We start from the raw sequence: 368 nt of genomic DNA on the forward strand, positions 1-368 counted from the left end.
CCACCATATACCCTTAGTAGCTTTATCTAACCAACTAAAAGTTTTGTATAATCAATATACTTGTCTTGTTTTGTATTACTTTTAAGTTCTCGTCTTCTATCTGATACTGTTATTTAAATGTAAAAGATCTAAAATTATTAATGGTGGGTCTGGCTGGACTCGAACCAGCGACCCCGTCCTTATCAGGGACGTACTCTAACCAGCTGAGCTACAAACCCAAAATAATTTTGTATTTTTATAAAAAATGAGAAAGAAATCCAATTTCGTTTTAAACGTTTGACCAGAATAATGTACTTAATTTCTACTGTTATCTGCTTCAACTTGTTCGTACAAAAATCCTTTAAAAGGAGGTGATCCAGCCCCAGGTT

Annotated in this window: 1 tRNA gene; it reads right to left on the reverse strand. The window is 34.0% G+C overall.

Annotation, left to right across the window (positions count from 1 at the left end):
• Positions 1 to 141: 141 nt before the first annotated feature.
• Positions 142 to 218 (reverse strand) — tRNA-Ile (locus DAY19_RS15100).
• Between the last annotated feature and the right edge of the window lie 150 nt (positions 219 to 368).

It is taken from the genome of Halobacteriovorax vibrionivorans (genome assembly GCF_003346865.1).
GTDB lineage: Bacteria > Bdellovibrionota > Bacteriovoracia > Bacteriovoracales > Bacteriovoracaceae > Halobacteriovorax_A > Halobacteriovorax_A vibrionivorans.